Here is a 24,446-nt window from a genome sequence, read left to right on the forward strand (position 1 = left end):
TTCAGATCAATCGCGAGCAAGCTCTCGCCTACAACCATGGTCTGCGCTGACGAAGCGGCACCTGCGTGCCAGACTGGTTGATCGGGACCGCGTTATCTTTTTTGCTTCGGAGTTTTCATGTCGTTGTCCAGCGGGCTGATCGCCGTGGTCGCCCTGGCCTATATGGCCGTCATGTTCGCCATCGCCTTTTACGGCGACCGCCGCAGCACGCCGTTGCCGCCGAAGCTGCGTGCCTGGGTGTACAGTTTGTCGCTGGCCGTTTACTGCACCAGCTGGACCTTCTTCGGCGCCGTCGGCCAGGCCGCCGAACAGCTTTGGGCATTCCTGCCGATCTACCTGGGCCCGGTGCTGCTGCTGATCTTCGCGCCCTGGGTGCTGCAGAAGATGGTGCTGATCAGCAAACAGCAGAACATTACCTCAATCGCCGACTTCATCGCCGCACGCTATGGTAAGTCGCAAACCCTGGCGGTGGTGGTGGCGCTGATCTGCCTGGTCGGCGTGTTGCCGTACATTGCCCTGCAGCTCAAAGGCATCGTGCTGGGGGTCAACCTGCTGATCGGTGCCAACGCGGACGCCACCGGCACCCGCGTGCAGGATACCGCGCTGGTGGTGTCCCTGGTGCTGGCACTGTTCGCCATCGTGTTCGGCACCCGCAGCCTGGACGTGACCGAACACCACCGTGGCATGGTGCTGGCGATTGCCTTCGAATCGCTGATCAAGTTGCTGGCCTTCCTGGCCGTGGGTATTTTCGTCGTCTTCAACCTGTATGACGGCTTCGACGACCTGTTCAGCCAGGCACGCCAGTCGATCCACTTGCAGGACTATTGGCAAGAAACCGTCAACTGGCCGTCTATGGTGGTGCAAACCGCGGTGGCGATGATGGCGATCATCTGCCTGCCGAGGCAGTTCCACGTCACCGTAGTTGAGAACATCGAACCCCAGGACATGCGCCTGGCGCGCTGGGTGTTTCCGATGTACCTGGCGCTGGCCGCGCTGTTCGTGGTGCCGATTGCCCTGGCCGGGCAGATGCTGCTGCCGGGCACGGTGATTTCCGACTCGTTCGTCATCAGCCTGCCGTTGGCCGAGGCGCACCCGAGCCTGGCCCTGCTGGCGTTCATTGGCGGCGCTTCGGCAGCCACCGGCATGGTCATCGTCGAGGCGGTGGCGCTGTCGACCATGGTCTCCAACGACATGTTGCTGCCCTGGCTGCTGCGCCGCAACAACGCCGAGCGGCCGTTCGAGGCCTTCCGCCACTGGATGCTCTCGGTGCGCCGGGTAACCATTGTGGTGATCCTGCTGCTGGCCTACGTCAGCTATCGCCTGCTGGGCTCTACCGCCAGCCTGGCGACCATCGGCCAGATCGCCTTTGCCGCCGTCACCCAGCTCACCCCGGCCATGCTCGGCGCGCTGTACTGGAAGCAGGCCAACCGCCGCGGCGTGTTCGCCGGCCTCGCGGCAGGCATCTTCCTGTGGTTCTACACCTTGGTGCTGCCGATTGCCGCGCATAGCCTGGGCTGGCCGCTGCAGCTGTTCCCGGGGCTGGCCTGGCTGCATGGCAACCCACTGGGCCTGCCAATAAGCCCGCTGACACAAGGGGTGGTGCTCTCCCTGGCGGGCAACTTCACCCTGTTCGCCTGGGTCTCGGTACTGTCGCGTACACGGGTTTCCGAACACTGGCAAGCCGGCCGCTTCATCGGCCAGCAGACCAGCGCCCGCCCCAGCAGCAAGCCATTGCTGGCGGTGCAGATCGACGACCTGCTGACCCTGGCGTCGCGTTTTGTTGGCGAGGAGCGCGCCCGGCAGAGCTTCATCCGCTTCGCCTACCGCCAGGGCAAGGGCTTCAACCCCAACCAGAATGCCGACGGCGACTGGATCGAGCACACCGAGCGCCTACTGGCCGGGGTGCTGGGAACCTCGTCGACCCGCGCCGTGGTCAAGGCGGCCATCGAAGGCCGCGACATGCAGCTGGAAGACGTGGTACGCATCGCCGACGAAGCCAGCGAGGTACTGCAGTTCAACCGCGCGTTGCTGCAGGGCGCCATCGAAAACATCAACCAGGGCATCAGCGTGGTCGACCAGAACCTGCACCTGGTGGCCTGGAACCGTCGCTACCTGGAGCTGTTCAACTACCCCGACGGGCTGATCAGCGTGGGCCGGCCGATTGCCGACATCATCCGCTACAACGCCGAGCGTGGCCTGTGCGGCCCGGGCGAAGCACAGGTGCATGTGGCGCGGCGCCTGCACTGGATGCGCCAAGGCCGCGCGCATTCTTCCGAACGGCTGTTCCCCAATGGCCGGGTGATCGAGCTGATCGGTAACCCGATGCCGGGGGGCGGCTTCGTCATGAGTTTCACCGACATCACCCCGTTCCGTGAGGCCGAGCAGGCCCTACGCGATGCCAACGAAGGCCTGGAACAACGGGTGGCCGAGCGAACCCACGAACTGTCGCAACTGAACCAGGCGTTGTCCGAAGCCAAGAGCCAGGCCGAAGCGGTAAGCAAGTCCAAGACCCGTTTCCTGGCGGCGGTCAGCCATGACCTGATGCAACCCCTGAACGCCGCTCGGCTGTTCTCCGCCGCCTTGTCGCAGCAGGCCGAGGGCATGAACGAAGAGGCGCAGCAATTGGTACAGCACATGGACAGTTCGCTGCGCTCGGCCGAAGAGCTGATCAGCGACCTGCTGGACATCTCGCGCCTTGAAAACGGCAAGATCACCCCTGACGCCAAGCCCTTCGCCCTCAACGAACTGTTCGACACGCTGGGTGCCGAGTTCAAGGTACTGGCGGCCGAGAAAGGCCTGGAGTTCCGCCTGCGTGGCAGCCGGCTGCGGGTAGACAGCGACATGAAGCTGTTGCGTCGGGTACTGCAGAACTTCCTTACCAATGCCCTGCGCTACGGCAAGAGCCCGATCCTGCTGGGCGCGCGCCGCCAGGGCGAGCGGCTGTGGCTGGAGGTGTGGGACCGTGGCCCGGGCATCGCCGACGACAAGCTGCAAGTGATCTTCCAGGAGTTCAAGCGCCTGGACAGCCACCAGACACGCGCCGAAAAAGGCCTGGGCCTGGGCCTGGCGATTGCCGACGGCCTGTGCCGGGTGCTGGGGCATCCGCTGCAAGTGCGCTCGTGGCCGGGCAAGGGCACGGTGTTCCGCGTCAGCGTGCCGATTGCCCGCCAGGCCGCTCCGGCGCCAAGCGCCCCCGCAGAACAACAGGGCGGCCAGCCACTGGCGGGGTTGCAAGTGCTGTGCGTGGACAACGAAGACAGCATCCTGATTGGCATGAACAGCCTGCTCAGCCGCTGGGGCTGCCAGGTATGGACCGCGCGCAACCAGGCCGAATGCGAAGCCCTGCTGGCAAAGGGCATGCGCCCCCATCTGGCGCTGGTGGACTACCACCTGGATGACGGCGAGACCGGTACCGGGCTGATGGGCTGGCTACGTGCGCGCCTGGGCGAGCCGGTGCCAGGCGTGGTGATCAGCGCCGACGGCAGCAAGGAAACCATCGCCATGGTGCATGCCTCAGGCCTGGATTACCTGGCCAAACCGGTCAAGCCGGCGGCCCTGCGCGCCATGCTCAACCGCCATCTGAGCCAGGTTCAGTAACCGCTACATCCGGCACCTCATCGGACAGCGCCCGCTCCAGCAAGTCTGCCGGCAGGCTCTTGCTGGCGCGGGCGCCCAGCAGCTTCAGCTGTTCGCTGCGGCTGACCAGGTTGCCGCGCCCCTCGCACAGTTTGTTACGGGCCGCCGCATAGGCCTTGTCCACCTGCTGCAGCCGGCTGCCCAGCTCATCCAGGTCCTGGATGAACAGCACGAACTTGTCGTACAGCCAGCCGGCGCGCTCGGCAATTTCCCGGGCATTCTGGCCCTGTCGCTCCTGTTTCCACAGGCTGTCGATCACCCGCAGGGTAGCCAGCAGGGTGGTGGGGCTGACAATCACGATATGCCGGTCGAAGGCTTCCTGGAACAGGTTCGGCTCGGCCTGCAAGGCCGCAGAGAAGGCCGCCTCGATGGGCACGAACAGCAGCACGAAATCCAGGCTGTGCAGGCCTTCGAGGCGGTTGTAGTCCTTGCTCGACAAACCTTTGACGTGGCTGCGCAGCGACTGAACATGCTGCTTGAGCGCGGCCTCATCATTGCTGGCGACAAACTGCTGGTACGCCGTGAGGCTGACCTTGGCATCCACCACCACCTGTTTGTCGCCGGGTAACATGATCAGCACATCGGGCTGGAAACGCTCGCCGTCGGCGCTCTTGAGGCTGACCTGGGTCTGGTATTCACGGCCTTTTTCCAGGCCGGCATGCTCCAGCACCCGCTCAAGGATCAGCTCGCCCCAGTTGCCTTGGGTTTTCTGGCCTTTCAGAGCCTGGGTCAGGTTGGTGGCTTCGTCGGACAGGCGCAGGTTGAGCTGTTGCAGGCGCTCAAGCTCTTTGCCCAGGGAAAAACGTTCGCGGGCTTCCTGCTGATAGCTTTCTTCCACGCGTTTTTCAAAAGACTGGATGCGCTCCTTGAGCGGGTCGAGCAACTGGCCCAGATGCTGCTGGCTGGTCTGGGCGAAGCGTTGCTCGCGCTCGTCGAAGATTTTGGTGGCCATGTCGGCAAACTGGGCGCGCAGGGTGTCGCGGGCTTCCTGCAGGTCTTCCAGGCGCTGCTGATGGCTTTCCTGCTGCTCACGCAGTTCGGCCTCCAGACGCGCTGCCTGCGCCTCCAGGCGCCGCAACTCGGCTTCACGGTTGGCACGCTCCAGGCTCCAGGCGTGGGCCGCGTCACGGGCGTTGTCGCGGTCAATCTGCAGCAACTCCAGTTCGCGGCCTTGGGCGGCCATCTGAGCCTGCTTGACGGTATTGGCTTCGCTGAGGTCGCTGACTTCGTCGCGGCTGGCCTCCAGCTGGGCCTGCAGGCCAGCCAGGGTCAGTTGTGCTGCGTTGAAGCGCTCTTCGAGCAAGGCCTGCTCGCTTTGCCGTGCACCCTGGCGGCGCTGCACCTGCATGACCCACACCAGGCAAGGTAAAGCACCTGCCACCAAGCCCAGCAGAATGCTGCCCAGATCCACTGTCATGCTTACCCCGATCACGCTGTTGCAAATTGAGTGCAGCTTATCAGCCCGGGGCTTGTCGGAGCATTACTTCGCCTGGTCCGGTGCGTTGTTCTGGCACAGCCGCGCATACTCCAGCTGTGCTCGCCGATCACCGGCGCGGGCAGCCTGGCGCAGCAGTTCATGGCCAATACGCCGGTCGCGGGCATTGCCGCAATCGCGGCACAGCATCTGCCCCAAACGGCTCTGTGCCACCACCACGCCCTGACGCGCCGGCTGTTTCAGCAGCCGCCCGGCCAAGTGTTTGACCTGCCGCTTGTCGCCCAGGCGCGGGCTGTCGAGCAGCCACAAGGCAACTTTCAAGGAAAAGCGTTCGGGAAGAGGCGTCGATGCAGCGGGGCTGGTGAGGTGTTTACCGCGAAACTTCATGAGCAACAGGCTTGGTAACTCGAAAGGCGCGCCACTCTACTCTTTTTTTTCCGCCATGACCTGTCGATTTCTGAAGGATTGAAAAAAAATTTCAATGATCTTTTCTTGACGTTTTCCAGTCGATGACCAACTGTTCTGCCGGGGCATGTCGATTGTCGGACAGTTGATTGCAATGCTGGCACGCCCGTTCTAGAGCAAGCGCCCGGGACAATCCACAGTTCCTGTGGATAACTCGGTGGACAACCCCCTTGCACACCCCGCAAAGCCCCGTAAATTGGGGCTTTGTCTCAAACTGACGATTTTTTCACCAGCTAAAAATAGTGTTTTTTTTCATTGACTTAACCGCCCAGTCAAGGCATTGGCGAGGCTGTTGAGGCGTGTTGCCGGCTTGTTACAACCGCTGACCCGAATGTGAACAAGTGCACCATTAATCGTCATTGTCGTGCACGAAATGGGCACATCAGCCTGGATACGGGCCGTTTGCCCCTCTTCACAGCAATGCGATTACGCGCCATACTGCGCGGCTCACCTGAACAAACGTAGGGCTTGCCAAGCGCCAATCTTTCCAGTAAGGTGCCCCTCGTTAGTACCAAGCTGAAAGTCAATTCGGGCCACATCGTCCTTGCAGACCCACTCCCCCCAAGAGTGCGCTGCTGAAACCAGGACGGCCCATTCGATGATTCACTTCGCCAGCCTCAGGCTGCTCAAGCACGAATCACGTGACAGATTGATCAGGATTCCACCCGACGGCCTAGAACCTTGGCCCCGGAGTGCTGCCTGCCTTCCGAAGTACCTACCAGTCAGCCCAAGCGCCCACATTTGATTGCGCTCCCTCTGGCTGCCCTGTTCCAGTCAGGTTCGTTCGTCCCTTAATAATGGCGTCACTGGAACGTTTCTATCATGCACGGATCATATCCCCCGTGTTTAAAGCAGGAACCTCCAACAATTATGCAAACTCATCATCAGATTCAGGCTGCCATTGGCACCCTCTCCCAGGCCTTCTCGCCGTTGAAGTGCCTTATCGTTGCCCCACGCAAGGGCAGCTTCAGCTTTACCCTGGTAGACGAACACGGCGTCGCCTGCCACACCGAGCGCCTGTACCCTGAACAGTACAGCCGGAACGAACCGCTGCAGGCGGTCATCGCCCGGACTCGTCAATCGCTCACCGCGTGAGCGGCGAATACCGTGGTATTCAAGCGCTGAATCGGCCTGTTGTAAGCCTGCCTGAACGTTCTTGGCGTAATTGCCTCAGGGCATATAGCCCGGGACGTCAGGCAGCAATCGATTTAAAAACAGCTCTTTACACCACGATTATCACACTACACTTCAACTCGAGCGGTGCTTACCGCTTCCGGCGGGCCTGATCTTTCACCAGCTGCCAAGCTCCAGCGCCCGTCCGGCCCTTAATTGCTCGAGGGCATCATGGGTATCGCGGCGAATGAATTGTGTCAGTATGTGATCCGACCCACCCTGGTCTACCTGAACCGTCACTGCGCCAGCGCCGAAGCCTTGTTGCTGGGCATAGCCGCCAGCCAGTCGGCACTCGGGTCAGCTTTGCATGACCGGCGCGGGCACGGCCTTTACCGCATTGGCGAACACCGTCACCGGGCACTCTGGGACGAATATCTGGCCCGCGACCCCGACCTGGCCAGCCTTGTACGCGGCCTGGCCAGCCAGCACGCCTTCCTGGGCGGCCCGCATCTGGAACTCACCGTCAACCTGCGCTATTCCACTGCAATTGCCTGGATGCTGGTCGAAGAGCAGGGCACGCCACTGCCCGCAGCTGACGACCTGTTAGCGCTGGCGCGGATCTGGCGGCAGATTTTCCATCCCCAAGGTCGCTTGCGCGACTTCACCCATGCCTGGCACACCTGCATAGATCAGAAATTGCCACAAGCATCTTAAGAAGCGTCCTACAACATTACCGGAAAAAAGGGAATTTTGGTCGGATTGTCCTACAAAAGCGCTCTATCTTCAGCGATTGCCGCTATAGCGCAGCGCGTGATTTGTTGGTAGCTTTTCGCCCCGGAGATCCCAAGGAGTTTTCTAATAATGAAAAAAGTAATGCTCAAAACCTCCCTCGGCGTAGCGGTTGCAATTGCTTCCAGCCAACTGCTCGCCAGCGGCTTCGCGCTCAACGAACAGAGCATCAGCAGCATGGGGACAGGTTTCGCGGGACGTTCTTCTTCTGCCGATGATGCCAGCACCGTGTTTGGCAACCCGGCCGGCATGTCCCGCCTCAAACGCGAACAGGCTACCGTGGGCGCCGCCGCCGTTATCGCCAAGTCCGATATCTCGGGCCGTGGCAGCAACCTCGGGGGGGAAACCGATGGTGACATGGTGCCTTTCGTTGGCGTACCCATGGGTTACTACGTCAAGCCGATCGATGACCACTGGAGCGTCGGCTTCGGTGTCTACGTACCGTTCGGCCTGGTAACCGACTATGGCAGCGATGATGCCGCGCGCTACTGGGGCAAAAAGAGCCACGTACAGGTTGTCACGTTCCAGCCGACGGTCAGCTATGCCTTCAACGACAAGGTCTCGATCGGTTTTGGCCCGACCATCAACCGCATCGAAGGGGAACTGGGCTCGAGCCTGATCAACCCGTTCACGCCGGGCCGTAATGACGGCGAAGTGAAAATCAAGGGTGACGATACCGCCGTTGGCTACAACATCGGCATCCTGGTGCAGGCCACCGACCGTACCCGCGTCGGCCTCACCTATCACTCGATGGTCGACTACAAGCTCGAGGGCAAGACCCGCGTCAGCACCCCGCTGATCGGGCCGTTCAACGGCAGCAAGTTCGACGCAACGCTGAAGATCAAGACGCCGGAATCGGTCGACCTCTCGGTGACCCATGAACTGGACGATCAGTGGACCCTGTATGCAGGCAGCACCTGGACCCGCTGGAGCCGCCTGAAAGACATCACCGTGCAGAACGATGTCCCGGCGCCACTGGCAGGTTCGGCGTTCCAGACCATCACCGAAGAACAGAACTGGCATGACACCTGGGCCCACGCCATTGGTGCGTCGTACAAGGTCAACAAGGAGTGGGTGCTGCGCACTGGCTTCACCGTCGACCAATCGCCGACCAACAACCACGACCGTTCGCCACGTATCCCGACTGGCGACCGCAAGGTATTCAGCCTGGGTGCCGGCTGGAGCCCGAACGACGACATGACCATCGACGTGGCCTATTCCTACCTGTGGGAGGAAGACACCAAGGTCAATCAGGTGAGCGCAACCAAAGGCAGCTACCAGGCCAAGTACGAGAACAGCGCCCACGGTATCGGTGCCTCCCTCACCTACCGCTTCTGATCCGTACGTACCCTCTGAAAAACCGCCCTCGTGGCGGTTTTTTCATGCCTGTACCTGCCAACTGTCCCCAAGGCACTCGCGCAGATAATCCGTGAACACACGCACTTTCGCGGTCATGGCAAAACGGTCGGCCAGGCACAGGTAGATATCCATCGGTTCGGTCTGGGCGTAGGCTTGGCCACTGTCGCTGTACTCGAACAACGGTACCAGTGCACCGCTGGCCAGATGCGGTCGCACAATGAACTCAGCCAGGCGGGTGATGCCGCCATCGTGCAGCGCCATCTGAGTCAGTGCGTCGATGTCGTCGCTGATCAGCACGCTGCCGAACTCCGCTTCAAAACGCAGCCCGTCGCGCATAAAGCCCCAGCGTAAAAACCGCCCATCCACCGGGTAGCGGAACACAAGGCAGCGGTGATCGCGCAATGCCTCGGGCGAACCCGGCACCCCAGCGCTTTGCAAATAACCGGGCGAGGCGCAGCAAATGAACGGGATACGGGCTATGTGCCGAGCCAACAGCTGGTCTTCCAGTTGCGGGGCAATGCGCAGGCTCACATCGACGTCTTCACGGGCGTGGTTTACCCGCCGATCAGTCGTTACCAACTCTATCGAAAGCAGTGGATAGCGGCGACTGAATGCGGGGATGAGTGGCGCCAGCACGTGGCGGCCAAAAGCGGACGTCGAGGCAATGCAAAGACGCCCTTGGGGTTCACTGTCTGGCGTAGTGACGGCCTGCTCGGCCAGAGCCAGGTCACGTTCGATATGCCTGACACGCTCGTAATACTGCGTACCCGCCGGCGTTAGTGCCATGCTGCGGGTGGTACGACTGAGCAGGCGCACCTGCAGATGGCCCTCCAGGCGTGCCAGGTTCTGGCTGACCGCTGCCGGGCTAATGCCCAGGCTACGGGCGCCGCCGGCGATGCTGCCGGCCTCCACCACTTTGATGAAGCTGCGGATGGCGTTGAGCAGGTCCATGCGTGAGCTCTCGGATTCGTAAGAATCTCTTTATAAAGAACTCAGTAAAGCTGGTCTACAGCTGCGGCCGGGCGGGTTGCTAACCTGCGGCTCCACTCACCTTTCAGGAGTTCACATGAGCAACCTGTCCCAGTCGCGCAGCCGACGCAAATTGCACCCGGGTGCTACGCCTTACGTTTTTGCCTTTTTCATGTCGTCGATCATGGCGCTACTGATGTGCTTCGTGATCACTGCGGCGAATGCCGGGGTTACTGCGCAGTACCTGAGCAATGTGCTGAAGGCCTATCAACTGGCGATGCCTGTGGCGTTTGTTTGTGTGCTGATGGTCAGGCCGGTGGTTGTGCGGTTGGTGGCGATTACGGTGCATGCAAAGTGAAGTAACCCGAAGCCGAGCCCCGGCTCTTGCTCTTGCTCTTGCTCTTGCTCTTGCTCTTGCTCTTGCTCTTGCTCTTGCTCTTGCTCTTGCTCTTGATCTTGCTCTTGATCTTGCTCTTGATCTTGATCTTGATCTTGATCTTGATCTTGATCTTGATCTTGATCTTGATCTTGATCTTGATCTTCGCGACTTCAGGAGGCCGAACGCAGGCCTTGCGGAGGGAGGTGACGGGCATGGATGCCCGTCAAGCGCTGGGCCCCAGGATGGGGCCTGCAGCGCGGTCCTCCCGGGAGCGAGGCCGCAGTGAGGGAACCCCGGAGCGCAGCGCAGGGGCCGGATGATGGGAGCGCAGCGTTTTTTGGTTACTTTTTGTCGCGTTTGACAAAAAGTGACTCGCCGTAAGGGCGAAAAGGTGAGTGTGCGTCGCCATCGCAAATGGCCTATGCGCGAGCTAAAAACCAGCACCGTTTCGCTTGTCGCTTGTCGCTTGTCGCTTGTCGCTTGGAGGCGTGGGCATCAATGAGGAGGCTAACATTCATTTTCGAAGGTGGCGTCAAGTCACCTTTCCGCCCTTACGGCGGGTCACTTTTTGTCAAACGCGACAAAAAGTAACCAAAAAACGCTGGCTCCCATCATCCGGCCCCTACGCTGCGCTCCGGGGTCCCCTCGCTCCGGGCTTGCTCCCGGGAGGACCGCGCTGCAGGCCCCATCCTGGGGCCCAGCGCTTGACGGGCATCCATGCCCGTCACCTCCCTCCGCAAGCCCTGCGCTCGGCCTCCTGAAGTCGCAATCTGCGTTGCCTGAACTACCGCGCGCTTAGAAGCCAAAGCAAGAGCAAGAGCAAGAGCAAGAGCAAGAGCAGCGAGATTACTGCTGTGAGGAAATGGCCTTCTCGATGGCTGCGCGGAATTCGGGATCATCCGGTTTGGTCAGGCTGGAGAAGTTACCGATCACCTTGCCCTTACGATCGACAACGTACTTGTAGAAATTCCACTTCGGCGCACTGCTCTGGCTCGCCAACTCAGCGAACAGCGGTATCGCATCCTTGCCGCGCACCGCCTGCGTCTTGGTCATGGTGAAGGTAACGCCATAGTTGGCATAGCAAACCTTGGCAGTCTTCTCGCTATCGGTATCTTCCTGCTTGAAATCATTGGATGGCACGCCAAGCATTTCCAGACCTTGCTCGTGATATTCCTTGTAAGTCGACTGAAGCCCCTCGAACTGTGGTGCAAAACCACAATAGCTGGCCGTATTGACCACCACCAAAGGCTTCCCGCCAAAGCGCTGGCACAGGTCGATCGGCCCCTTGCCACGCAATTCCGGCAGGCTGCCTTGCAACAACGCCGGGCAATCGGCAGCCCAACTCGATGTGCTGGCAAGCACGGCCAACAACGGCACTGTCAACCAATGAGCACGCATGATTCGTTTCTCCTGCTAGACAACCCTTGAGCTTGCAGGGTAGCGCCTAACAAACACTCATGCCCAGTTGCATCAACGCCATCCCGCCCCTGTGCCAGCCCCACCACGCCAACACCAGCAGCGCCAGCAGCGCCAGCGCGCCAAAGGCCAGCAACCCCCGGCCCAGGTAGCGCTTCATACAGCCTGGGCCTGCAGGCGCGCCACCGGCCGTTCGCGCACGGGCCAGTTCAGGGCAGCGGCCAGCAAACTGAGCAGGATGGAAATCTGCCAGACCAGGTCATAGCTACCGGTGCGGTCATACACCACCCCGCCCAACCAGCCACCCAGGAACGCACCCAGCTGGTGGAAAAGGAAAACGATACCGCCGAGCATGGACAAGTTACGCACCCCGAACACCGTAGCCACGGTGCCATTGGTCAGCGGGACCGTGGACAACCACAACAGGCCCATGGCAATGCCGAACAGATAGGCACTGAAAGCACTCACCGGCGCCCAGAGGAACAGCACGATCACCACTGCACGCAGCAGGTACAGCCCGGTCAGCAGGCGCGGCTTGGACATGCGCCCGCCCAGCCAGCCAGCGGTGAAAGTACCCACGATATTGAACAGGCCGACCAGCGCCAGCACCGTGGTACCGGTGGTCGCGGCCAGGTGTTGGTCAACCAGGTAGGCCGGCAGATGCACGCCAATGAACACCACCTGGAAACCACACACGAAGAAACCCAGCGCCAGCAACCAGAAGCCCGAATGCGAGCACGCTTCGCGCAGCGCCTGGCCCAGGGTCTGTTCGGTGCCATGGCTGGGCAGCGGGCGGTCGCGCAACAGGCCAACAAAGGGCACGATGAACGCCACCATCAGGCCCAGCACCAGCAACGCTGCGGACCACCCCAGCCACTGGATCAGGCCGAGAGTGCCCGGCAGCATGGCGAACTGGCCAAAGGAACCGGCCGCGCTGGCAATGCCCATGGCCATGCTGCGCTTCTCGGCCGGCACCGCACGCCCGACCACGCCGAGGATGACCGAGAACGATGTGCCGGACAGGCCGATGCCGATCAGCAAACCGGCACTGAGCGACAACGACCAGGCAGAGTCTGCCATGCCCATGAGGATCAAACCGACGGCGTACAGAATGCCGCCGATGATCACTACCCGTGCGGCCCCCATACGGTCGGCCAAGGCACCGGCAAACGGTTGCGCCAGCCCCCAGATCAGGTTCTGCAGGGCAATGGCAAAGGCGAATACCCCACGCCCCCAGCCAAAATCGGCGCTCATCGGCCCCAGAAACAGGCCAAAGCCATGCCGTACCCCCAGAGACAGCGCCAGAATCAAAGCCGCCCCCACCAGTACCCACCCGCTGGTTCGCCACACCGAAGTCATTGTCGTTATCTCCAGCACATCGCAAGGTTTTTACGGGTATATACCCGCTTATGGTCGTATCAATTCAGGCCAATTGGTCCAGCAAACGCACCAGTTCATCCCGCTGCCCGGCGCCCAACCGCTCCACCAGTTCGATCTGGGCTTGTTCCCAGGCTGGGTGCGCGGCATGCAGCAGCTGCGTCCCGGCCGCAGTCAGCAGCACCACGCGGTTGCGCTGGTCCTCGCCTTCGGCCAGGGCCACCAGCCCTTCCGCCTCCAGTACCCGCAGGTTACGCCCCAGGGTACTGCGCTCCAGGCCCATGGCTTCGGCCAAGGTGGTGATGCTGGGGCGGTCGAGCCGCTGCAGGTGCCTTAGCAGGGAAAACTGCGCGACATTGACCCCGAAGCCGGCAAGGGCCTCGTCATAATGCCGGCTCACCCCGCGGGCGGCGCGACGCAGATGGGTACAGATGCATTCACTGGTCAGCATGGATACGTGTATATACCCGCGTCATGACTGTTGCAAGAGATTTCACAATGGGTGATGAGTGTCAGTCCGGGTTCAAGCGCTTTCGTATAGGCTCGAACTCAACCGTTGCTGTGCGCGGCAATGGGTCTGGCGTACCTTGCTCGATCGCCTGCCAGTAGCGCCACGGCACCTTCGCCGAACCCAGTTCGTAGTCCATGCCGTCCCAGTTGTCTTCACGGAAGCTATAGAAAGCCCAATGCAACTGATTGCGATCCAGCACGGTGAGTACGTCTTCAAGGTATTGCCGGCAACCCGATAGCCTGCGCATGCAGCCAAACTCGCCTACCACCAGGCGCGACCGCGGCAGGCCCATGGCTTCGGCCCATGCCAACGGCTGGCGCAAGTAGCGTTCAACTCGCGCCCCATCCCACTGCTGGGTTTGCCCGGCAAACGGTGCGGCGCCCGGATAGGCGATGGGGTGCTTGCGCGTCATGTTGGGCGCACTGGTAGCGGCATAGGGCTCGTACATGTGCACGCTGTACAACACTCGCGGGTCTTCCAGGGGAGCAGGCCAGTAGTCGAAGGCGTCTGCGGCAGCAAACCAACCTGCATCGACCATGACCGGTGTGTCAGTGTCCTGCTCGCGAATGGCCGCTATCAGTTGCCGGTACAGCAACGGCAGATCGCGCGCGGTGCCCTGCGCTCGCACATACCACTGCTGCATTTGCCCCGGTTCGGCGTGTTCGGCCAAGCCGCCCAGTTTTTCCGGGGCGGGCTCATTGATCAGGTTGTAGGCGCCAATGGCCGGGTGGCCTTTCAGTTCACGTGCCATGTCTCGCCAGAAGGCCATGGCCTGGGACCAGTAGCGCTTGTCTTGCCACAGTCGATCATCGAATTGGCCCTGGTTGTTTTGCGACCAGCGCATACCGGGTAGCGAGAGTGGGGCAATGACCACCTTGAGCCCCGCCTGATGAGCACGGTCAAGGGTGGCGCGCAGCGTAGCCAGGTCGGCGGCGGGCAGGCCTGCATAAGCGTCGGCATTGCCGAGCAGGAAATCACGTTGTACCGGTTGCCATTTGTCGTACGACAGCCGCACCCATGTGGCGCCATACCCCTTCAGGGCATCGAAATAGGCTTGATCGGGTGGCAGCCGGTTGAAGCTGTTACCGCCGTGGCGAGGGGCATCCCAGAACGCCATGAGGTCTGCGGCGGTGGCTGGGAGGTTGGGCAGCATCAACAGACTGGCAAAGATCCAGTTTCGCACGGGAGGCCTACCGGGTCGTATGGGGGGAGGCAGAGGATACGCTGGCAGAGAAGATGCAGGACTTACCGAACCGTTGCCGGAAGTTACTGCACCCACCCCACAGGCACCGACGGCACGGGCTTTGCTCGTGTTCGCAGGCAAGCCCGCTTCCACAGCAGGCCAGTGGCCTTCACAACGCGCCCAGGCTTTTAGATTTCGACCGACTTCAAAGGCCTAGCGCCAATCCAAGCACGACAACCAGTTCGAGCAACTCCAGCATCGCGCCAGCTGTATCCCCGGTAGTTCCACCCAGGCGTCGGCAAATGAGGTGCCGCAACCAGGCAAACATGGCCAGCGCCAGCACTGCCACCCAGCCGCCCAAGACCAGGCAGAACAGCGCACTGCCCAGCAGCACCCACCCGGCTATACGTCGGGGCAAGTGCTCGGCCAACGCCTGGCCCAACCCGCCAGGCCGCACATAGCTTGTACAGAGGAACAGGCCCAACATCGCCGCCCGGCCGATCAAGGGAGCCAGCAGCAACTGCGCCCCGATGCCCTGCTCAACCAACACCCACAAGGCGCAAAACTTCAGCAACAGCACCAGCACCAGGGTGACCACGGCAGTCGGCCCGCTACGGGGGTCTTTCATGATCTGCAAGGTGCGCTCACGGTCGCCGAAACCACCCAGCCAGGCGTCGGCACTGTCAGCCAGACCATCCAGGTGCAAGGCGCCACTGAGCAATACCCACAACGTCAGCAGCAATGCCGCATGCAGCGGCGCTGGCGTACCCTGCAGCAGAAGGCTGGCCAGCCACAGCAGCAGCCCGAACAACAGCCCGACCAGCGGGTAGAACAGCAGCGAACGCCCCAGCTCACGCGGCTCCGGCATGCCCGGCAGGCTCACGGGCAAGCTGCTGAGAAACTGCAAGGCAATCCAGAACGGCAACATCTCAGTGTTCCTCGGCCAGTTGACCGTCGCCACCCATCACCAGCCGCACCAGCGCCCCGTGCCCGACTTCAACCTGCAACAACTGCTCCTTCGGCAGGCCTCGCGCCCGGGCCAGCAATAACCGCATCACCCCGCCATGGGTGACCAGCAGCACCCGCTTACCCGCATGCTGGCGGCTCAAACGCTCGACAGCGGCCAGCACCCGCTCGGCGAATGCCTGCACCGGTTCGCCGTTGGGCGGGGTGCAGGCGTAGGGGTCTGCCCAAAAGCGCCCCAAGGCATCCGCCTGGTCTTCCATGATCTGCGCTGCACTACGGCCTTCCCAGTCACCAAAATGCAGCTCTTGCAAACCTGCTTCGCGTTGCACGGTCAAATCCAGCCGCCGACCCAGTTCATCGGCAAAACGCGCACAGCGCTGCAGCGGCGAACTGACCAGCACCTGCCACGGGCCCGCTTCGGCCACGGCGCTGCGCATCTGCGCCCAGCCCTTGTCAGTGAGGGCATCGTCCAGGCTACCGCGCAAGCCGCCCTGTTCCGTTTCGCCGTGGCGCAGCAGGTCGAGGATCATGCCGGGCGGTCCGCCACGGCGGCCTCGGCAAAGGTCGCCATCTGCCCGTGCAGCGCACAGGCCAGGCGCAACAACGGCACGGCCAACGCAGCACCACTGCCCTCGCCCAGGCGCAGGCCCAATGCCAATAGCGGTTCGGCCTGCAACGCATCCAGCAAAGCCTTGTGCCCAGGCTCCGCGCCCTGATGGGCAAACAGCAACCACGCCCGGCACTGCGGGTTGAGGCGCACCGCCACCAGGGCGGCAACGCTACAAATGAAACCGTCCACCAGCACGGCGATGCCCGCCTGCGCGCAGCCGATATAGGCCCCGGCCAATGCCGCGATCTCGAAACCGCCGACACAACCCAGTGCCTGCAATGGATCTGCGGCCTGCAGGCCATGCAGGTTCAGCGCCCGCTCGATGACCTCGGCCTTGTGCCGCACGCCAGCGTTGTCCAGGCCGGTGCCCGGGCCGCTGAGTTCAGCAGGCGGGCAGCCTAGCAGGACGCTGGCCAAGGCCGCAGCGGCCGTGGTGTTGCCAATCCCCATCTCGCCGCCAATGAACAGCTGCGCGCCCTGTTCAGCGGCACGCAGGGCGCTGTCGCGGCCTGCCTGCAAGGCTGCGTGCAACTGCCCCTCGGTCATCGCTGGCTGGCGGGCGAAGTTGGCCGTGCCGGCCCCCAGGCGCAGGTGGCGCACACCGGGCAGTTCCAGATGAGGATCGATGGTGCCAAGGTCGACCACCTCAAGGCTGGCCTGCAGCTGGCGCGCCAGTACGCTGATCGCCGCACCACCGCCGACGAAGTTGCGCAGCATCTGACCGGTCACCGCCTGCGGGTAGGCCGAGATACCTTCTTCGACCACGCCGTGGTCACCCGCGAAAATGCTGATGGCGGCCTGATCCAGGGCTGGCCGTTCACGCCCTTGCAGGCCCGCCAGCTGAACGGCCAGGCCTTCCAGTTGCCCGAGTGAGCCAGCAGGTTTGGTCAGCTGTTGCTGACGGGCACGAGCCTGGTCCATGGCGGCGTTGTCGAGAGAATGGCAGGCGTCACGCCACCAGGCTTGAGTCATAGTGCAGCTCCTTTGAGCATTAGGGGCAGGCCGGCTACGGTCAGCACCACGCGCTGGCAGCGTTCGGCCACGGCCTGGTGCAGCCAGCCGGCCAGGTCGACATAGCGCCGGGTCAGCTCGCCCATGGGCACGACGCCCAGGCCAGTTTCGTTGCTGACCAGAATGAGGGTGCCAGGCAACTGCTCCAGGCAGGCCAGCAGGGCGTCACGCTCCTCGGCCAGGCGCTGGTCGTCTTCCAGCATCAGCAGGTTGGTCAGCCACAGGGTCAGGCAGTCCACCAGCAGGCAGCGCCCTTCGGCCGCTTCGGTACGCAGTACTGCCGCCAGGGCCAACGGCTCTTCGATCAGCCCCCAATCGGCGGGGCGGCGCTGACGGTGCAGCGACACGCGCTCACTCATTTCACCATCCAGCGGCTGGCTGGTGGCGATGTAGGTTACCGGCAGGCCACTTGCACTGGCCAGCTGTTCGGCCAGGCGACTCTTGCCGGAACGGGCCCCGCCGAGAATAAGGTTGCGCATGTCAGGCCACCCCACACAGTTGGCGCAAATGCGCCGTGTCCAGGTGTTTTTCCACCAGGTCGGCCAGGCGCTCTATGTCGCGTTCACGCAAGGCTTCGTAATCGATGCTTTGCACCTCCTCCAGGCCAGCCCAACGCAGCAGCGCAGCACACGACTGGCTGCCTTCGAACAGGCCGTGCAGGTAGGTGGCGAGGATCTGGCCATCGGCGCTCACAGCACCCTCGCAGCGGCCATCGGCGAGCTGTACCGCTGGCTGTTCGAGGGCCGGCCCCGTGGTGACGCCAGCGTGAATTTCATAGCCGGCCACCGGCACTGCTTCAAGCTTCAGGGTACCGGCAACGTTGCGCAGTTGCTTCTCGGCCTCCAGCACCGTGGCGTAATCGAGCAGGCCAAGCCCAGCGCTTGAGCCGGGAGCCCCTTCCAGACCCAGCGGGTCATGCACTTCGCGGCCCAGCATCTGCAGGCCGCCGCAGATCCCGATCAGCTTGCCACCGTAACGCAGGTGCCGCTCGATGGCTTTACCCCACCCACGCTCGCGCAGCTGTGCCAGGTCACTGCGTACGCTCTTGGAGCCCGGCAGGATGATCAGGTCTGCAGCCGGGATCGGCTGGCCCGGGCCAATGAACTGCAGGTCCACCTGCGGATGCAGGCGCAACGGGTCGAAGTCGGTATGGTTACTGATGCGCGGCAATACCGGCACAATCACCTTGAGCACGCGCTCGCTTTTGGCGCCTTGGCGCACATCGATGCCGTCTTCGGCTTCCAGGTGCAGGTCGGTGACATAAGGCAGCACCCCCAGCACTGGCTTGCCGGTGCGTTGCTCCAGCCAGTCCAGCCCCGGCTGCAATAAAGCGATATCGCCACGGAAGCGGTTGATGACAAAGCCTTTGACCCGCGCCTGCTCACTGGGCGACAGCAATTCCAGCGTGCCCACCAGGTGGGCGAACACCCCGCCGCGGTTGATGTCGGCAACCAGGATCACCGGGCAGTCCACCGCCTCGGCAAACCCCATGTTGGCGATGTCGCCGGCACGCAGGTTGATCTCCGCTGGCGACCCCGCGCCTTCGACCATGACCACCGGCCAGGCGGCACTCAGGCGCTGGTGCGAAGCCAGCACCGCCTGCATGGCGATGGCTTTGTAGTCGTGGTAAGCCACCGCGTTCATGCTGGTGACCGCACGGCCGTGGATGATCACCTGGGCGCCGGTATCGCTGTTGGGTTTGAGCAACACGGGGTTCATGTCGGTGTGGGGTGCCAGCCGGCAAGCCTGCGCCTGCACCGCCTGGGCGCGGCCAATTTCACCGCCGTCGGCAGTTACCGCGCTGTTCAGTGCCATGTTCTGTGGCTTGAACGGCACCACGCCAACGCCTTGGCGCAACAGCCAGCGGCACAGGGCAGTTACCAGCGTGCTCTTGCCAGCGTCGGAGGTGGTGCCTTGCACCATGAGGGTGGTCATGCCGATTCCTTTTGAAAGTCCGCCAGGGCCTGAGCGAGACGCTGTTCGTCCGCCGCACATTCAGGCAGCCCCAGGCGCACGGCCGGTGGGTGTTCGAACAAGCGCACCAGGATGCCGCGGCGGGCAAGAAAGTCATGCAACTGCACGGCGCGCTCGCTGCGCACGTACTGGAACAGGTCACAGCCGCCGCTGGGGGCAAGGCCGGTGCTGGACAGCATTGTTGCCAAGCGCTGGCTGGCGGCAGCGCAACGTTCAATCTGCACGCGCTGGGCAGGCTTGTCGGCCAGGCTTGCCTGGGCCAGCACCCGGGTGGGCCCGTTGACCGTCCACGGGCCAAGCAGCTCGGCCAGGCGCAGCAACAGGCTGCGCTCGGCGGCGACGAAGCCCAGGCGTACCCCGGCCAGCCCAAAGAACTTGCCGAATGATCGCAGCACGATCAGCCCCGGGAGGTCGGCGCAATCGACCACGCCATCCGCCGGGGTGTTGTCCATGAACGCTTCGTCGACCAACAGCCAGCCACCGCGTGCAGCCAGGCGCGCGTGCCAGCCCAGCAGGCGCTCACGCGGTACCCGCTGCCCGGTCGGGTTATTGGGGTTGACCAGCACCAGCACGTCGAGGCTGTCGAGCATCGCCTCGACCTGCGTTTCATCCAGCTCGACCAGATGATGGCCCGCCCGATGCCAGGCATACGGGTGTTCGGCATAGCACGGCGACAGCACCCCTACCCGGCCAGCCGCACGCAGCAGCGGCAAAGCCTGGATCGCCGCCTGGGAACCCGCCACCGGCAGCAGCTCGCGGGCGCCGTAATACCCGCGTGCCGCCGCCTCCAGGCCGTCTTCGGTCTCAGGCAGGCGAGCCCAGGCATCTGTAGGTATCGGCGGGATCGGGAACGGCCAGGGCGCGATGCCGCTGGACAGGTCGAGCCACTGCTCGCGAGGGATACCGTAATGTTGCACCGCACGCAGCAGGCGGCCACCGTGTTCAAGCATTGATGTAAGCCCCCAGGCAGATCAACAACAGCCACAGCCACACGCCGCGCTGCACCAGGCTCCAGCCACGCTCGATGGCATCGGCGTCAGCCATCGGCCCTTCGCCCAGGCATGGCCGCTCATGCAGTTCGCCGTGGTAAACAGCCGGGCCGCCCAGCGCTACACCGAGTGCTCCGGCACCGGCGGCCATCACAGGGCCGGCGTTGGGGCTGTCCCACAGCGGGCCCTGCTTGCGCCAGCAAGCCAGCGCCAGGCGGGTCTTGCCCAGCAGTGCGTAAGTCAGCGCCACCAGCCTTGCGGGAATATAGTTGAGCACATCATCAATGCGCGCCGCGCACCAGCCGAAGCGCTCGAAGCGTTCGTTGCGATACCCCCACATGGCATCCAGGGTGTTGCTCAGGCGGTACAGCACCACGCCCGGCGCGCCGGCCACCACAAACCAGAACAGCGCGGCGAACACCGCGTCACTGCCGTTTTCCAGTACCGACTCGGTGGCTGCGCGGGCCACGGCGGGCTCATCCAGCTCCCGGGTTTCGCGGCTGACCAGGTAGCCGACGCGGCGCCGGGCTTCCTCCAGGTCGCCCTGGCGCAAGGCGTTGGCCACCGGCAGCACATGTTCGCCCAAACTGCGCAGGCCCAGGGCGCAGTACAGCGCCAGCACATCCACCAGCCAGCCGATGTACGGCAGCCAGGACAGGATCAGCGCCACCAGGGTCAGCGGCACCACCGCCAGAAACCACGCACTCACGCCGTGGCTGCGCCAGCCGCGGCCACCTGCATTCAGGCGGCGCTCCAGGTTACCGGCCATATTGCCGAAGGCCACCAGCGGGTGGCGCCGCTGCGGTTCGCCCAGCAAGGCATCCAGGGCCACCCCGGCCATGGTCAGCAAGGCCACGCTCATTGGCGCTCTCCCCATTGGTTTTCGTACAACATGTCACTCAAAGGCCGTTCTTCGGCCCAGTTTTCCAGCACCAGCATGGGTGCAGGGTAAAATTCGGTCACGGGTCCCAGGCACAGCACCGCCACCGGTTTGGCCCCTTCCGGCATACCCAGCAGTGCTGCCAGCGCCAGAGGGTCGAACAGCGACACCCAGCCCATGCCCAGCCCTTCGCCACGGGCCGCCAGCCACAGGTTCTGAATGGCGCAGGCCAGCGAGGCCAGGTCCATCTCCGGCAGGGTGCGACGGCCGAAGATGTGCGGCTCGCGGTTGTCCATCAAGGCCGCTACCAGCAGCTCGGCACAGTCATTGATGCCTTCTACCTTCAGCTTCATGAAGTCATCAGCCCGCTCGCCCAATGCCTCGGCAGTGCGCAGACGCTCCGCCTCCACCAAGGCCTGGATGCGGGTACGCAGGTCGCGCTGGGTGATGCGAATGAAACGCCAGGGCTGCATCAAACCGACGCTAGGCGCCTGGTGTGCGGCGGCCAGCAAGCGGCCCAGCAGTGCTGGCGCAACCTGGCCACCGGCAAAATGGCGCATGTCGCGACGCTCACCGATAGCCCGATAGATCGCAGCGCGTTCGGCGGCGCTGTAGGCGTGTTCGCTCATGGTCGCAACAGCGCCGCCGCCGCATCAGGGTTGGAGGGGAAGTAGAAGTGCACGTAAGAGGCCGTCAGCCGACCCAGGCGATACACCGCTTCGTTGCCCCGCCCGCCGTTGGGGCTGAGGCCTCGGGCGATCGGTTCCAGCGGCGTGCTGGTTAGCGAGTGGTGATAGGTATGGCCGCGCAGGGTACCTTCCGGCAGCTCCACCGCCTGCAAGGCCAGGGCCGCCAGGCGCTTTTGCATGGTCGCCTCGCCTGGCAGCAGGCCGAGCAGTTCGGCACGCTCGCCGGCGACGTCAGTCAGGGCATCGAGCAGGTACAGCATGCCGCCACATTCAGCCAGCAACGGCTTGCCCTGAGCATGATGGGCGCGGATTGCCTCGCGCATTGGCGCATTGGCAGCCAGGGCGTGGTGATGCAGTTCGGGATAGCCACCCGGGAGGTACAGGCTGTCCACCACTGGCAGTTCACGGTCGTGCAGCGGCGAGAAGAATTCCAGCTGCGCGCCCAGGCTGCGCAGCAGCTCAAGGTTGGCACCATAGGTGAACGCGAACGCTTCGTCTCGCGCCACACCAATGCGCACACCGTCCAGCGAGGCAGCACGCACCTGCGGCTCGGGGCCGACAAAGGTCACCGGCGGAGGCATCGCGGCGTCGCAGCTGGCGGCAAGCGCCTCGGCGGCGGCATCTAGGCGGGTATCCAGGTCGTTCAGCTCGCTGGCCTGAACCAGCCCAAGATGACGGCTGGGCAATTCAATGCCGCGCTCACGGGACAAGCCGCCATACCAGCGCAGGCCCTCGGTCAGGCTACCTTCGAGCAGCTGCGCGTGGCGCAGGCTGCCCACGCGGTTGGCCAGTACGCCGGCGAACGGCAGGTCGGCCTGGTAACGCGCCAGGCCCAGGGCCAGGGCGCCGAAGGTCTGGGCCATGGCCGTACCGTCGATCACAGCCAGCACTGGCACGCCGAAGTGGCGCGCCAGGTCAGCACTGGACGGGGTGCCGTCGAACAATCCCATGACCCCTTCGATCAGGATCAGGTCGGCCTCGCCGGCGGCTTCCCACAGCAGGCGGCGGCTTTCCTCGGCTCCGATCATCCACAAATCCAGCTGGTACACCGGCGCGCCACTGGCCCGCTCGAGAATCATCGGGTCCAGAAAGTCGGGGCCACACTTGAACACCCTCACCTTGCGCCCGAGGTTGCGGTGCAGGCGGGCCAAAGCAGCAGTGACGGTGGTCTTGCCCTGGCCAGAGGCCGGTGCCGCGATCAACACCGCGGGGCAGTGGCGCGATTGACTCACAGCTCGACGCCCTTCTGTGCACGGATACCGGCCTGGAAGGCGTGCTTGAGCATGCCCATCTCGGTCACGGTATCGGCCAATTCGATCATCTCGGGCTTTGCAGCGCGGCCAGTCACGATCACGTGCTGCATGGGCGGACGGCCCTGGATGTCGGACAGGACCTGGTCCAGGTCGAGGTAGCCATGCTTGAGGGCGATATTCAGCTCATCCAGCACTACGAACTGCACACTTGGATCCTGCAGCAACTGCCGCGACACCGCCCAGGCGGCTTCGGCGGCAGCGATGTCACGCTGGCGGTCCTGGGTTTCCCAGGTAAAGCCCTCACCCATCACGTGATAGCGAACCTGCTCGGGGAAGCGGCGGAAAAACAGCTCTTCGCCGGTGCTATTACGGCCTTTGATGAACTGCACCACTCCACACTGCATGCCATGGCCCAGGGCGCGGGCGAGCATGCCGAAGGCAGAGCTGCTCTTGCCTTTGCCATTGCCGGTCAGCACCAGCAGCAAGCCGCATTCGTTGGGGGAATTGGCGATGCGTTCGTCGATGACCGCCTTCTTGCGCTGCATGCGCGCCAGGTGACGTTCGTCGCGTTCGGTGGCTTCGCTCATCAGGGTTCTCCGCAGGCTGGCACCACGGCACGCGTGGCGACAGGGAATAGGCAGGCAGACGGAGAGCGCGCAGGGGCCATGGCAGGGCGCCACGGTGCACCGCGCATCACCCTCCGTGATGCCGTTGACAGTTTCAGGCCGGTCTCCGGGCTTGTGAGCGGGCCTTGGCCCAAACCTGCGCGCCTTCCCGGATGCTGGCATCCAGTGGCCCTGCGCGGCCTTCTACTCACCTACCGTTGCGGGGGCAGCGCCGGAATCGCGCCATGCTGGCGCCCACCGGCTTCCCAGTTTCACCCTGCCCAGTCGGGGCTGGCAGGGCACCTGAAACACGCCGCGAAGGTTAGAGGGTTGCACCGGGAGCGTCAATCGAAGTGGTTGCTGCAGCAACGTAAGCTTTTGATCTTGATCTTGATCTTGCTCTTGCTCTTGCTCTTGCTCTTGCTCTTGCTCTTGATCTTGATCTTGATCTTGATCTTGATCTTGATCTTCGCGACTTCAGGAGGCCGAACGCAGGCCTTGCGGAGGGAGGTGACGGGCATGGATGCCCGTCAAGCGCTGGGCCCCAGGATGGGGCCTGCAGCGCGGTCCTCCCGGGAGCGAGGCCGGAGTGAGGGAACCCCGGAGCGCAGCGTAGGGGCCGGATGATGGGAGCGCAGCGTTTTTTGGTTACTTTTTGTCGCGTCTGACAAAAAGTGACTCGCCGTAAGGGCGAAAAGGTGAGTTAGTGTCGCTATCGCAAATGGCCTATGCGCGAGCTAAAAACCAGCACTGTTTCGCTGTTCGGTCTTGCTGTTCGCTGTTCGCTGTTCGCGTTCAGGTGTGAGCATCAACAATGAGTCAACATTCATTTTCAAA

General features: G+C 63.2%; 24 protein-coding genes, 1 pseudogene and 1 riboswitch. Of the genes and pseudogenes, 5 read left to right on the forward strand and 20 right to left on the reverse strand.

Going from position 1 to position 24,446, the window contains the following annotated elements:
* Positions 1 to 117 precede the first annotated feature (117 nt).
* Positions 118 to 3,597 carry a hybrid sensor histidine kinase/response regulator gene (locus LU684_RS19810; protein ID WP_191087345.1) on the forward strand — a complete coding sequence of 1,160 codons (3,480 nt, stop codon included), beginning with the start codon at positions 118 to 120 and terminating at the stop codon, positions 3,595 to 3,597.
* Here LU684_RS19810 and rmuC read toward each other — a convergent pair.
* A complete protein-coding gene (gene rmuC, locus LU684_RS19815; protein ID WP_232894957.1) occupies positions 3,569 to 4,939 on the reverse strand; it encodes a DNA recombination protein RmuC in 1,371 nt (456 codons plus the stop codon). The two genes, LU684_RS19810 and rmuC, sit on opposite strands and share 29 nt — an antisense overlap.
* Before the next feature lie 180 nt (positions 4,940 to 5,119).
* Positions 5,120 to 5,458, reverse strand: a pseudogene (locus LU684_RS19820) (sel1 repeat family protein); the annotation flags it as partial.
* 948 nt (positions 5,459 to 6,406) lie between these two features.
* Here LU684_RS19820 and LU684_RS19825 point away from each other — a divergent pair.
* The 3 genes from LU684_RS19825 (at position 6,407) to LU684_RS19835 (ending at position 8,776) form a co-directional block, all read left to right on the forward strand.
* Positions 6,407 to 6,631: a hypothetical protein gene (locus LU684_RS19825; protein ID WP_009686213.1), complete on the forward strand. Its 225-nt coding sequence runs from the start codon at positions 6,407 to 6,409 to the stop codon at positions 6,629 to 6,631.
* 249 nt (positions 6,632 to 6,880) lie between these two features.
* A complete protein-coding gene (locus LU684_RS19830) occupies positions 6,881 to 7,363 on the forward strand; it encodes a hypothetical protein (protein WP_016485293.1) in 483 nt (160 codons plus the stop codon).
* A 147-nt stretch (positions 7,364 to 7,510) separates the two neighbouring features.
* On the forward strand, positions 7,511 to 8,776 hold the full coding sequence (locus LU684_RS19835) for an OmpP1/FadL family transporter (RefSeq protein WP_023048965.1): 1,266 nt from the start codon (positions 7,511 to 7,513) through the stop codon (positions 8,774 to 8,776).
* Positions 8,777 to 8,818: 42 nt separating this feature from the next.
* Here LU684_RS19835 and LU684_RS19840 read toward each other — a convergent pair whose 3' ends face one another.
* Positions 8,819 to 9,748 carry a LysR family transcriptional regulator gene (locus LU684_RS19840; RefSeq protein WP_023048964.1) on the reverse strand — a complete coding sequence of 310 codons (930 nt, stop codon included), beginning with the start codon at positions 9,746 to 9,748 and terminating at the stop codon, positions 8,819 to 8,821.
* A gap of 115 nt (positions 9,749 to 9,863) precedes the next feature.
* Between LU684_RS19840 and LU684_RS19845 the strand changes: the two genes are divergently transcribed.
* Positions 9,864 to 10,124, forward strand: coding sequence for a DUF2798 domain-containing protein (locus LU684_RS19845; RefSeq protein WP_016485290.1), 261 nt, complete (start codon positions 9,864 to 9,866; stop codon positions 10,122 to 10,124).
* Here the strand turns inward: LU684_RS19845 and LU684_RS19850 are convergent.
* The 17 genes from LU684_RS19850 to LU684_RS19925 all read right to left on the reverse strand — a co-directional run bounded on the left by LU684_RS19850 (position 10,105) and on the right by LU684_RS19925 (position 24,130).
* On the reverse strand, positions 10,105 to 10,359 hold the full coding sequence (locus LU684_RS19850; protein ID WP_232894952.1) for a hypothetical protein: 255 nt from the start codon (positions 10,357 to 10,359) through the stop codon (positions 10,105 to 10,107). The two genes, LU684_RS19845 and LU684_RS19850, sit on opposite strands and share 20 nt — an antisense overlap.
* Before the next feature lie 632 nt (positions 10,360 to 10,991).
* The gene (locus LU684_RS19855; protein WP_016485288.1) at positions 10,992 to 11,543 is read right to left on the reverse strand and encodes a glutathione peroxidase; all 552 of its coding nucleotides are present in this window, start codon (positions 11,541 to 11,543) and stop codon (positions 10,992 to 10,994) included.
* A gap of 46 nt (positions 11,544 to 11,589) precedes the next feature.
* On the reverse strand, positions 11,590 to 11,721 hold the full coding sequence (locus LU684_RS30525; RefSeq protein ID WP_269803316.1) for a hypothetical protein: 132 nt from the start codon (positions 11,719 to 11,721) through the stop codon (positions 11,590 to 11,592).
* Entirely contained in the window at positions 11,718 to 12,920 is a 1,203-nt protein-coding gene (locus tag LU684_RS19860) for an MFS transporter (protein WP_023049317.1), read from the reverse strand. Before LU684_RS19860 ends, LU684_RS30525 begins: the two co-directional genes overlap by 4 nt.
* Before the next feature lie 64 nt (positions 12,921 to 12,984).
* Entirely contained in the window at positions 12,985 to 13,389 is a 405-nt protein-coding gene (locus LU684_RS19865) for a MarR family winged helix-turn-helix transcriptional regulator (RefSeq protein WP_016485285.1), read from the reverse strand.
* A 61-nt stretch (positions 13,390 to 13,450) separates the two neighbouring features.
* Complete coding sequence (locus tag LU684_RS19870) at positions 13,451 to 14,566, reverse strand: glycoside hydrolase family 5 protein (protein ID WP_096426939.1); 1,116 nt, start codon at positions 14,564 to 14,566, stop codon at positions 13,451 to 13,453.
* 271 nt (positions 14,567 to 14,837) lie between these two features.
* The gene (locus LU684_RS19875; protein ID WP_232894953.1) at positions 14,838 to 15,560 is read right to left on the reverse strand and encodes an adenosylcobinamide-GDP ribazoletransferase; all 723 of its coding nucleotides are present in this window, start codon (positions 15,558 to 15,560) and stop codon (positions 14,838 to 14,840) included.
* Position 15,561: 1 nt separating this feature from the next.
* Positions 15,562 to 16,128 (reverse strand): alpha-ribazole phosphatase family protein, encoded by a 567-nt coding sequence (gene cobC / locus LU684_RS19880; RefSeq protein ID WP_070087016.1) that lies wholly within the window; start codon positions 16,126 to 16,128, stop codon positions 15,562 to 15,564.
* Complete coding sequence (gene cobT, locus LU684_RS19885; RefSeq protein ID WP_096425711.1) at positions 16,125 to 17,180, reverse strand: nicotinate-nucleotide--dimethylbenzimidazole phosphoribosyltransferase; 1,056 nt, start codon at positions 17,178 to 17,180, stop codon at positions 16,125 to 16,127. Before cobT ends, cobC begins: the two co-directional genes overlap by 4 nt.
* Entirely contained in the window at positions 17,177 to 17,698 is a 522-nt protein-coding gene (gene cobU / locus LU684_RS19890) for a bifunctional adenosylcobinamide kinase/adenosylcobinamide-phosphate guanylyltransferase (protein WP_016485280.1), read from the reverse strand. Before cobU ends, cobT begins: the two co-directional genes overlap by 4 nt.
* Before the next feature lies 1 nt (position 17,699).
* Entirely contained in the window at positions 17,700 to 19,154 is a 1,455-nt protein-coding gene (locus LU684_RS19895; RefSeq protein WP_095117329.1) for a cobyric acid synthase, read from the reverse strand.
* Positions 19,151 to 20,143, reverse strand: a complete 993-nt coding sequence (cobD, locus tag LU684_RS19900; protein WP_145913272.1) for a threonine-phosphate decarboxylase CobD — start codon at positions 20,141 to 20,143, stop codon at positions 19,151 to 19,153. Before cobD ends, LU684_RS19895 begins: the two co-directional genes overlap by 4 nt.
* A complete protein-coding gene (cbiB, locus tag LU684_RS19905) occupies positions 20,136 to 21,044 on the reverse strand; it encodes an adenosylcobinamide-phosphate synthase CbiB (RefSeq protein ID WP_096425709.1) in 909 nt (302 codons plus the stop codon). The genes cobD and cbiB overlap by 8 nt, the downstream gene beginning before the upstream one ends.
* Entirely contained in the window at positions 21,041 to 21,691 is a 651-nt protein-coding gene (gene bluB, locus LU684_RS19910) for a 5,6-dimethylbenzimidazole synthase (protein ID WP_060519930.1), read from the reverse strand. Before bluB ends, cbiB begins: the two co-directional genes overlap by 4 nt.
* Positions 21,688 to 22,983 carry a cobyrinate a,c-diamide synthase gene (locus LU684_RS19915; RefSeq protein WP_232894954.1) on the reverse strand — a complete coding sequence of 432 codons (1,296 nt, stop codon included), beginning with the start codon at positions 22,981 to 22,983 and terminating at the stop codon, positions 21,688 to 21,690. The genes bluB and LU684_RS19915 overlap by 4 nt, the downstream gene beginning before the upstream one ends.
* On the reverse strand, positions 22,980 to 23,591 hold the full coding sequence (gene cobO / locus LU684_RS19920) for a cob(I)yrinic acid a,c-diamide adenosyltransferase (protein ID WP_070087056.1): 612 nt from the start codon (positions 23,589 to 23,591) through the stop codon (positions 22,980 to 22,982). The genes LU684_RS19915 and cobO overlap by 4 nt, the downstream gene beginning before the upstream one ends.
* A 119-nt stretch (positions 23,592 to 23,710) precedes the next feature.
* Positions 23,711 to 23,931, reverse strand: a riboswitch (cobalamin riboswitch).
* Positions 23,932 to 23,953: 22 nt separating this feature from the next.
* Positions 23,954 to 24,130: a hypothetical protein gene (locus LU684_RS19925; RefSeq protein WP_232894955.1), complete on the reverse strand. Its 177-nt coding sequence runs from the start codon at positions 24,128 to 24,130 to the stop codon at positions 23,954 to 23,956.
* Positions 24,131 to 24,446: the final 316 nt, after the last annotated feature.

The organism is Pseudomonas sp. NMI542_15 (assembly GCF_021283425.1).
Lineage (GTDB): Bacteria > Pseudomonadota > Gammaproteobacteria > Pseudomonadales > Pseudomonadaceae > Aquipseudomonas > Aquipseudomonas fortuita.

What these genes read in the sequence shown, in the direction of transcription:
- LU684_RS19810 (WP_191087345.1), top strand. Translation starts at nt 118, where the DNA reads ATGTCGTTGTCCAGCGGGCTGATCGCCGTGGTCGCCCTGGCCTATATG.
- LU684_RS19825 (WP_009686213.1), top strand. Translation starts at nt 6,407, where the DNA reads ATGCAAACTCATCATCAGATTCAGGCTGCCATTGGCACCCTCTCCCAG.
- LU684_RS19830 (WP_016485293.1), top strand. Translation starts at nt 6,881, where the DNA reads ATGGGTATCGCGGCGAATGAATTGTGTCAGTATGTGATCCGACCCACC.
- LU684_RS19835 (WP_023048965.1), top strand. Translation starts at nt 7,511, where the DNA reads ATGAAAAAAGTAATGCTCAAAACCTCCCTCGGCGTAGCGGTTGCAATT.
- LU684_RS19840 (WP_023048964.1), bottom strand. Translation starts at nt 9,748, where the DNA reads ATGGACCTGCTCAACGCCATCCGCAGCTTCATCAAAGTGGTGGAGGCC.
- LU684_RS19845 (WP_016485290.1), top strand. Translation starts at nt 9,864, where the DNA reads ATGAGCAACCTGTCCCAGTCGCGCAGCCGACGCAAATTGCACCCGGGT.
- LU684_RS19850 (WP_232894952.1), bottom strand. Translation starts at nt 10,359, where the DNA reads ATGCCCGTCACCTCCCTCCGCAAGGCCTGCGTTCGGCCTCCTGAAGTC.
- LU684_RS19855 (WP_016485288.1), bottom strand. Translation starts at nt 11,543, where the DNA reads ATGCGTGCTCATTGGTTGACAGTGCCGTTGTTGGCCGTGCTTGCCAGC.
- LU684_RS30525 (WP_269803316.1), bottom strand. Translation starts at nt 11,721, where the DNA reads ATGAAGCGCTACCTGGGCCGGGGGTTGCTGGCCTTTGGCGCGCTGGCG.
- LU684_RS19860 (WP_023049317.1), bottom strand. Translation starts at nt 12,920, where the DNA reads ATGACTTCGGTGTGGCGAACCAGCGGGTGGGTACTGGTGGGGGCGGCT.
- LU684_RS19865 (WP_016485285.1), bottom strand. Translation starts at nt 13,389, where the DNA reads ATGCTGACCAGTGAATGCATCTGTACCCATCTGCGTCGCGCCGCCCGC.
- LU684_RS19870 (WP_096426939.1), bottom strand. Translation starts at nt 14,566, where the DNA reads ATGGCGTTCTGGGATGCCCCTCGCCACGGCGGTAACAGCTTCAACCGG.
- LU684_RS19875 (WP_232894953.1), bottom strand. Translation starts at nt 15,560, where the DNA reads ATGTTGCCGTTCTGGATTGCCTTGCAGTTTCTCAGCAGCTTGCCCGTG.
- cobC (WP_070087016.1), bottom strand. Translation starts at nt 16,128, where the DNA reads ATGATCCTCGACCTGCTGCGCCACGGCGAAACGGAACAGGGCGGCTTG.
- cobT (WP_096425711.1), bottom strand. Translation starts at nt 17,180, where the DNA reads ATGACTCAAGCCTGGTGGCGTGACGCCTGCCATTCTCTCGACAACGCC.
- cobU (WP_016485280.1), bottom strand. Translation starts at nt 17,698, where the DNA reads ATGCGCAACCTTATTCTCGGCGGGGCCCGTTCCGGCAAGAGTCGCCTG.
- LU684_RS19895 (WP_095117329.1), bottom strand. Translation starts at nt 19,154, where the DNA reads ATGACCACCCTCATGGTGCAAGGCACCACCTCCGACGCTGGCAAGAGC.
- cobD (WP_145913272.1), bottom strand. Translation starts at nt 20,143, where the DNA reads ATGCTTGAACACGGTGGCCGCCTGCTGCGTGCGGTGCAACATTACGGT.
- cbiB (WP_096425709.1), bottom strand. Translation starts at nt 21,044, where the DNA reads ATGAGCGTGGCCTTGCTGACCATGGCCGGGGTGGCCCTGGATGCCTTG.
- bluB (WP_060519930.1), bottom strand. Translation starts at nt 21,691, where the DNA reads ATGAGCGAACACGCCTACAGCGCCGCCGAACGCGCTGCGATCTATCGG.
- cobO (WP_070087056.1), bottom strand. Translation starts at nt 23,591, where the DNA reads ATGAGCGAAGCCACCGAACGCGACGAACGTCACCTGGCGCGCATGCAG.
- LU684_RS19925 (WP_232894955.1), bottom strand. Translation starts at nt 24,130, where the DNA reads ATGCCCGTCACCTCCCTCCGCAAGGCCTGCGTTCGGCCTCCTGAAGTC.